Origin of the sequence: Pseudoalteromonas sp. TAE79, from assembly GCF_000498015.1 — a bacterium.
Lineage (GTDB): Bacteria > Pseudomonadota > Gammaproteobacteria > Enterobacterales > Alteromonadaceae > Pseudoalteromonas.
Window position 1 is genome coordinate 1 of record NZ_AUTL01000011.1, and the last position, 7,471, is coordinate 7,471.

The following is a 7,471-nucleotide window of genomic DNA, read 5'->3' on the forward strand; positions in this document are numbered from 1 at the left end:
GGCCTCCGTCATGGCTACAATTACGCCTTTACCCGCAGCCAAACCATCTGCTTTTACAACAATTGGCGCGCCTTTCTCTTTTAAATAAGCAAGGGCAGGCTCAATTTGTTCAAACGTTTGGTAGTCGCCCGTTGGGATTTTATGACGTGCTAAAAAGTCTTTAGTAAACGATTTCGAACCTTCAAGCTGAGCTGCGCCCGCCGTTGGTCCAAAAATAGCCATGTTATGTTCACGAAACTTATCAACAACACCCAGTACTAACGGTATTTCTGGACCTACAATAGTAAGCTCTACCTTATTTTGCTGTGCAAAACTAAGTAAACCATCTAAGTCGTCAACGTTTATTGCTACGTTTTCAAGTTTTGGTTCAAGTGCAGTACCTGCATTACCAGGGGCTACAAATACAGTATTTACTTTGGTGTTTTGAGCGGCTTTAAACGCAAGTGCGTGTTCGCGGCCGCCGCTGCCAATGACTAAAACATTCATGGCGAAAATTCCTATTTAAAGCGGTTTCTTAAATTTCAGCGTCATGCGGTCGCTTTCACCAATGGCTTTATATTTGTCAGCATCTTGTTCGCCGAGTCTTAAGCTTGGTGGTAGCGTCCATACACCTTTAGGGTGATCGGCTGTATCTTTTGGATTTGCATTTATTTCACTGCTTGCTACTAATTCAAACCCAGCTTGTTCAGCAAGGTCTACTACGTAGCTTTGCTTCATATAACCTGATGTTTTTTGATCTTCATCAGCACGCTCTTCAGCTAAACGGTGTTCAACTAAACCTAATGTACCGCCTGGTTTAAGGGCTTTATAAAAAGCTTGGAATGCACTTAGTGCACCGCTTTTATCTTTGCCCATATACCAGTTATGTACATTACGAAATGTTAAAACCATATCGGCACTGCCAGCTGGCGCAATATCTAAATGTGTTACAGGTGCAAACTCAGTAATTTTAACGCTACTAAAGCGCTCATCTTCTGCTACTTTTTGTTTAAAGCCTGCAAGAGAGCGTTGGTAGTAGCCAACTGATGAATCAGCAGGAAAGTGCGCGGCAAAATAAGTGCCTTGTTCTTTTAATGCTGGCGCTAAAATTTCACTATACCAACCACCACCGGGTGCAATTTCAACAACTGTCATGGTTGGTTTAAAGCCAAAAAATGCAAGTGTTTGAGCTGGGTGACGATATTCATCACGAGCGCTGTTTTTAGCACTGCGTTCGCTTGATTGAAGTGCATGTTCAAGGCTTGATTCGTGGTTATGGCTAAGCGCCATAGTCGATGTCATTGTTAGTGTGGCTACAAGTAGCGATTTTAGCGCAAATTTCATTGTTTGTTCCTTCACATTATAATTTTAAATAGGTTATTGAATAATCAGAATACGTGAATTTATAGCAAACAAAAAGGGTTAAACCAACGTTTAACCCTTTGTGTGATTAGTGGCGGAAATGGCGCATACCAGTTAGTACCATTGCCATGCCAGCTTCATCAGCAGCTGCAATCACTTCTTCATCACGCATTGAGCCACCAGGCTGAATTACCGCAGTAATGCCAGCGGCTGCGGCTGCGTCAATGCCATCACGGAATGGGAAGAATGCGTCAGACGCCATAACTGAACCTTTAACTTCAAGGTTTTCGTCGGCGGCTTTTATACCTGCAATTTTAGCTGAGTATACGCGGCTCATTTGGCCTGCGCCTACACCAATGGTCATACCGTCACGGGCATAAACAATTGCGTTTGATTTAACAAATTTAGCTACTTTCCAGCAAAACAGTAAATCTTTAAGTTCTTGCTCAGAAGGCTGGCGCTTAGAAACAACTTTTAAGTCGCCTTGCGTTACCATGCCTAAGTCGCGGTCTTGAACTAAAATACCGCCGTTAACGCGTTTAATATCTTGGCCAGCTGCTTTACCTGTCCACTGTCCACATTCTAATAGGCGCACGTTCTTTTTAGCTTCAACAATTTTTGCAGCGTCGCTCGAAATACTTGGTGCAATAATTACTTCAACAAACTGACGGTCAACAATTGCTTGTGCAGTTGCTGCATCTAGCTCTCGGTTAAAGGCAATAATGCCACCAAATGCTGATGTAGGGTCTGTTTTAAAAGCGCGCTCGTATGCTTGTAGAATATTGTCGCCAATTGAAACACCACACGGATTAGCATGTTTTACAATTACGCACGCAGGTACGTCAAATTCTTTAACACATTCAAGTGCTGCATCGGTATCTGCAATGTTGTTAAACGAAAGGGCCTTACCTTGCAATTGAGTTGCTGTTGCAACTGATGCTTCAGCAATGTCATTTTCAACATAAAAAGCAGCATCTTGATGTGAGTTTTCACCGTAACGCATATCTTGCTTTTTAGTGAACTGCATATTGATAGTACGTGGGAATTTAGTCTCTACAGCAGCTTCCTCGGTGTAATCAGGCACCATTTTACCGAAGTAGTTAGCAATCATGCCATCGTATTGTGCAGTGTGCTCGTAGGCGGCAATCGCTAAATCAAAACGTGTTTTGTACGTTGTTGAACCATTGTTGTTTTGCATTTCACTAATAACACGGTCGTAGTCGCTTGCGTTTACCACGATTGTTACATCTTTGTGGTTTTTAGCTGCTGCACGAACCATTGTAGGGCCGCCAATATCAATGTTTTCAATGGCATCTTCAAGGCTGCAGTTTTCTTGAGCGACTGTATTCGCAAAGGGGTATAAGTTAACTACAACTATGTCGATAGCAGAAATGTTGTTATCTGCCATTACGCTTTCATCTTGTCCGCGACGGGCTAATATGCCGCCGTGAATTTTTGGGTGAAGGGTTTTTACGCGACCATCCATGATTTCAGGGTGGCCTGTGTGATCTGATACTTCAGTCACTTTTATGGCGTTATCAGCAAGTAGTTTACATGTGCCGCCAGTTGATAAAATATCAACGCCTTGCGCTTCAAGTGCGCGGGCAAATTCAACAATACCGGTTTTATCAGACACACTTAATAGTGCGCGACGAATGGGACGATGAGTATCCATTGTAGTTTGATTTCCTCAGTTAATGAGCTAGCTTAGAAGCGGGCATTTTAACTGATTACTACTCAAAAAACGACTTATAAAGGCTCAATAAGCGTGAGCATTTTGCAATTTAGTTAATAAACTGTAGGCATAAAAAAAGCACCCTAAGGTGCTTTTTTTGCAAAATACCAGTTGTATTGGATTAGTAAGTAGTAATAACGATAGAAAAACAAGTCTATAACAAGGCAAAAATTTTGCAGTGTAGTTATTCTACATAAAAAACTTTTAACGACGTTATGGGCTTGTTTAGCTCGTTAGAATACTTATGCTTTCAATATAATTGGTATTAGTTCATGCCGTATTTTTTAAGCTTTTTACGTAAAGTACCACGGTTGATACCTAGTAAAATTGCTGCACGAGTTTGGTTACCACGTGTATATGTCATTACTTCTTCAAGTAATGGCGCTTCTAGCTCTGAAAGAACAAGGTCGTAAACGTCTTGCACATCTTGACCGTTAAGCTGCTTTAAATAGTGGTGAACAGCTTTTTTTACTGCATCACGCAATGGCTGCGGTTTCTCGTGTGACTGAACATGAGGGTTAGTGATAAATGGAGAAGTCACGTTTTGTTCGAACATTATTAAGTCTCTTTCTTTCTTAGTTAGCTGCTAGTGTTTTAAAGTATTGCTCTAATGCGACGACCTGTGCCTGTGGGTTGTCGAGCGCATTAAATACTCGCCTAAACTGACCATCACTGTCATGGGTTTGCAAATACCAAGATACATGTTTGCGAGCAATTCGCGCTCCCATTGGCTCACCGTAAAACATATGGAGGTTTGTTAAATGCTCCATTAATATACTGCGCACCTCTGCAATAGCAGGTGGCTGTAAATGTTCCCCAGTTCGCAAATAGTGGTCTATCTCCCTAAATATCCAAGGGCGACCTTGGGCGGCTCGGCCAATCATAATGGCATCTGCACCCGTATAGTCTAAAACCTGTTTTGCTTTTTCTGGTGATGTAATATCACCATTGGCAACTACAGGAATCGACACTGAACGTTTTATATCCCTAATCGTGGCGTACTCAGCATCACCTTTGTACATACATGCGCGCGTACGCCCATGTACAGCAAGTGATGCAATGCCATAACGTTCAGCTATTCTCGCAATCTCTACACCATTACGGTTATCCGGATCCCATCCTGTACGGATTTTAAGTGTCACAGGTATATCAACAGCATTAACAACTGCATCAATAATCTCTTCCACAAGTTCAGGAAACTGTAATAAGGCAGAGCCTGCGAGTTTCTTGTTCACTTTTTTTGCTGGGCACCCCATATTGATATCTATGATCTGTGCACCATTAGCAACATTGAATTGTGCGGCCTGCGCCATAAGCTCAGGATCTGCTCCTGCAATTTGCACCGCGCGTATACCCGACTCACCGCTGTGATCCATACGGTTCATCGACTTTTCTGTTTTCCAAACCTTAGGATTTGACGATAGCATTTCAGACACAGCTAAGCCCGCACCTAAGCGTCGACAAAGTTGTCTGAATGGTCTGTCTGTAATGCCTGCCATTGGCGCGACAATTACATTATTCTCAAGTTGGTATTTACCGATACGCACTATATTCAATAGGCCTCTTTTCAAGGGGCGCTAAGTTTACGGTTTTTTTCACAAAAATCAAAGGCTATAAATTGAACAAAAGTAACTTTTTTTTGCCCTTTTCGTATTGACATTTGATAACCACATGACAAGTAGGTTGATTTGTTTGAAATTCATACAGATTTTATTTTTTACAAGATAACTAGAAAATTTTTTGATATGTAAAAAAATAGTAAAGCCTGTTAAATACAGGCTTTACATGCATGTTTTGAGTTAATGCTCTAGATTTGATTGTTCGATTTATTACGCTTTTTTAGTGCCACTTACTCGAGTCCAATCACCTTCAACGGCAATGTCATCTAGTTCAATAAACGGTGCATAAATGTCAGCAACCGATTGTGCTTGTTCTTCTAAAATACCTGACATGGCAATTTTACCACCTGGCTTTAATAACCCTAAAATCACACTATGTAATTCGCGAAGTGGCTGGGCTAAAATATTGGCCACTACTATATCTGCACTAAACTCAGGTTGGTTTTCTGGAAGGTATACTTCGAGTTTGTCTGCAACACCATTTCGGTTCGCGTTATCAAGGCTAGCTTCAAGCGCTTGAGGGTCAATATCTATCCCAATCATACGCTCTGCACCTAGTTTTATAGCTGCAATACCTAAAATGCCTGAGCCACAACCAAAATCAACAACCGTTTTACCCGTCAGATCTTGGCTTTCTAACCATTTAAGGCACAAGGCCGTTGTTGCATGCGTACCCGTGCCAAAAGCAAGGCCAGGGTCTAGCAATACATTTACAGCATCAGGGTCAGGAATGTCGCGCCAGCTTGGGCAAATCCATAGTTTTTCGCCAAATTGAATAGGGTGGAAGTTATCCATCCATTCACGTTCCCAGTCTTTATCTTCAAGTTGCTCGATTTTGTATACTAAATTGTCTTTTAGCTCATCATGGCGCTTCAATAACGCAACGACTGCGTTCATATCATGATTAGCTTCGAACAGGCCAATAACTGTGGTATCAGCCCAGAACACAACGGTGCCAATTTTAGGCTCGTAGATAGGGGTGTCTTTTGCGTCAATAAAGGTTACTGAAGCGCTACCCGCTTCCATTAATAGATCGCTTACGGCATCAGCTGTTGCAGCATTGGCATTAATACGAATTTGGATCCAAGCCATGGTTATTTCCTTCAAATAGAAAAAAGGCCGCTATAGCGGCCTTTTTAGTTTATATAGTAGCGCTAAAATTATTTAGCGTCTAAAAAGCTTTTCAGTAAATCTGAGCGAGAAGGGTGGCGTAATTTACGCAGCGCTTTCGCTTCTATTTGACGAATACGCTCACGTGTTACGTCAAACTGTTTACCTACTTCTTCTAAGGTGTGGTCGGTATTCATATCAATACCAAAACGCATACGTAGTACTTTAGCTTCACGAGCTGTTAAGCCTGCAAGTACATCGTTAGTTGCGCCACGAAGAGATTCCATTGTTGCCGAATCGATTGGCGAATCAATAGTTGTATCTTCGATAAAGTCACCTAAGTGAGAATCTTCATCATCACCGATTGGTGTTTCCATTGAAATTGGCTCTTTAGCAATCTTAAGTACCTTACGGATTTTATCCTCAGGCATCATCATGCGTTCTGCTAATTCTTCTGGATTTGGCTCACGACCCATTTCTTGTAACATTTGACGAGAGATACGGTTAAGTTTATTAATCGTTTCAATCATATGCACAGGGATACGGATTGTTCTTGCTTGGTCAGCAATAGAGCGTGTGATTGCTTGACGTATCCACCACGTAGCATAAGTAGAGAACTTATAACCACGGCGATATTCAAACTTATCAACCGCTTTCATCAGACCAATGTTACCTTCTTGGATTAAATCTAAGAATTGTAAGCCACGGTTTGTGTATTTTTTAGCAATTGAGATTACAAGACGTAAGTTAGCTTCAACCATTTCTTTTTTCGCACGGCGTGCTTTCGCTTCACCTATGCTCATTCGACGGTTGATGTCTTTAATACGCTCAATGCTTAAACCTGTTGTTTGTTCAATAACAGATAATTTATTAATGCTACGAATGATTTCTGGCTTAACTTCTTCAAGTTTAGCTGAATACTTTTCGTTACCTGAAATTTCTAAATCAACCCAAGAAGCGTCAGTTTCGTTATTAGCAAAATGCTTAACGAATGTTTTCTTTGGTAATTTAGCAATTTGAACAGCTTGCTTCATGATTAGGCGTTCTTGAACACGAACACGATCCATCATTTCACGCATGTTATTTACCATGCGGTCAAACTGTTTAGGTATTAATTTAAATGTTCTGAAAAGCTCACCAATTTCAAAAATGGCTGCTTGTGATTCAGGATGCGAACGACCTTTAGCTTCAAACGTATCACGTGCTTTATTATATAAATCACGTAAATTTTCAAAATGAATACGAGCTTCTTCAGGATCTGGCCCTGTGTCTATCTCTTCTTCATCTTCATCATCGCTATCAGCATCATCTTTGTCATCTTTATCGTCGTCCTCAAGTTGCTTAGCACTTAATTCTGAACCGATGTTAGTTGCTGAAATTGGCGCTGTATCTTCATTAGGATCGATAAAGCCAACGATAATATCGCTTAAACGCATTTCTTCAGCTTCAAACTTATCCCACTGCTCTAGTAGGTAAGTGATTGCTTCAGGGTACTCTGCAACAGAAATCTGTACTTGATTAATGCCTTCTTCAATACGTTTAGCGATTACAATTTCGCCTTCACGTGTAAGAAGTTCAACAGTACCCATTTCGCGCATGTACATGCGAACTGGATCCGTTGTACGGCCGATTTCTTTTTCTACAGTCGCAAGGGCTGCAGCGGCAG

General features: G+C 41.3%; 6 protein-coding genes and 1 pseudogene. All 7 read right to left on the bottom strand.

Annotation, left to right across the window (positions count from 1 at the left end):
- Positions 1-486, bottom strand: a pseudogene (locus L655_RS0100175) (phosphoribosylamine--glycine ligase); the annotation flags it as partial.
- A 15-nt stretch (positions 487-501) separates the two neighbouring features.
- A complete protein-coding gene (locus tag L655_RS0100180) occupies positions 502-1,323 on the bottom strand; it encodes a class I SAM-dependent methyltransferase (protein WP_024603687.1) in 822 nt (273 codons plus the stop codon).
- A gap of 106 nt (positions 1,324-1,429) precedes the next feature.
- Entirely contained in the window at positions 1,430-3,016 is a 1,587-nt protein-coding gene (gene purH, locus L655_RS0100185; RefSeq protein ID WP_024603688.1) for a bifunctional phosphoribosylaminoimidazolecarboxamide formyltransferase/IMP cyclohydrolase, read from the bottom strand.
- Positions 3,017-3,341: 325 nt separating this feature from the next.
- Positions 3,342-3,632: a DNA-binding transcriptional regulator Fis gene (gene fis / locus L655_RS0100190; RefSeq protein ID WP_002957804.1), complete on the bottom strand. Its 291-nt coding sequence runs from the start codon at positions 3,630-3,632 to the stop codon at positions 3,342-3,344.
- A gap of 19 nt (positions 3,633-3,651) precedes the next feature.
- Positions 3,652-4,623, bottom strand: coding sequence for a tRNA dihydrouridine synthase DusB (gene dusB, locus L655_RS0100195; protein WP_024603689.1), 972 nt, complete (start codon positions 4,621-4,623; stop codon positions 3,652-3,654).
- Positions 4,624-4,905: 282 nt separating this feature from the next.
- Positions 4,906-5,787 carry a 50S ribosomal protein L11 methyltransferase gene (gene prmA / locus L655_RS0100205; RefSeq protein ID WP_002957801.1) on the bottom strand — a complete coding sequence of 294 codons (882 nt, stop codon included), beginning with the start codon at positions 5,785-5,787 and terminating at the stop codon, positions 4,906-4,908.
- A 68-nt stretch (positions 5,788-5,855) separates the two neighbouring features.
- Positions 5,856-7,471, bottom strand: a 1,616-nt coding sequence (gene rpoD, locus L655_RS0100210; RefSeq protein ID WP_024603690.1) for an RNA polymerase sigma factor RpoD, incomplete at its 5' end; no start/stop codon positions are given.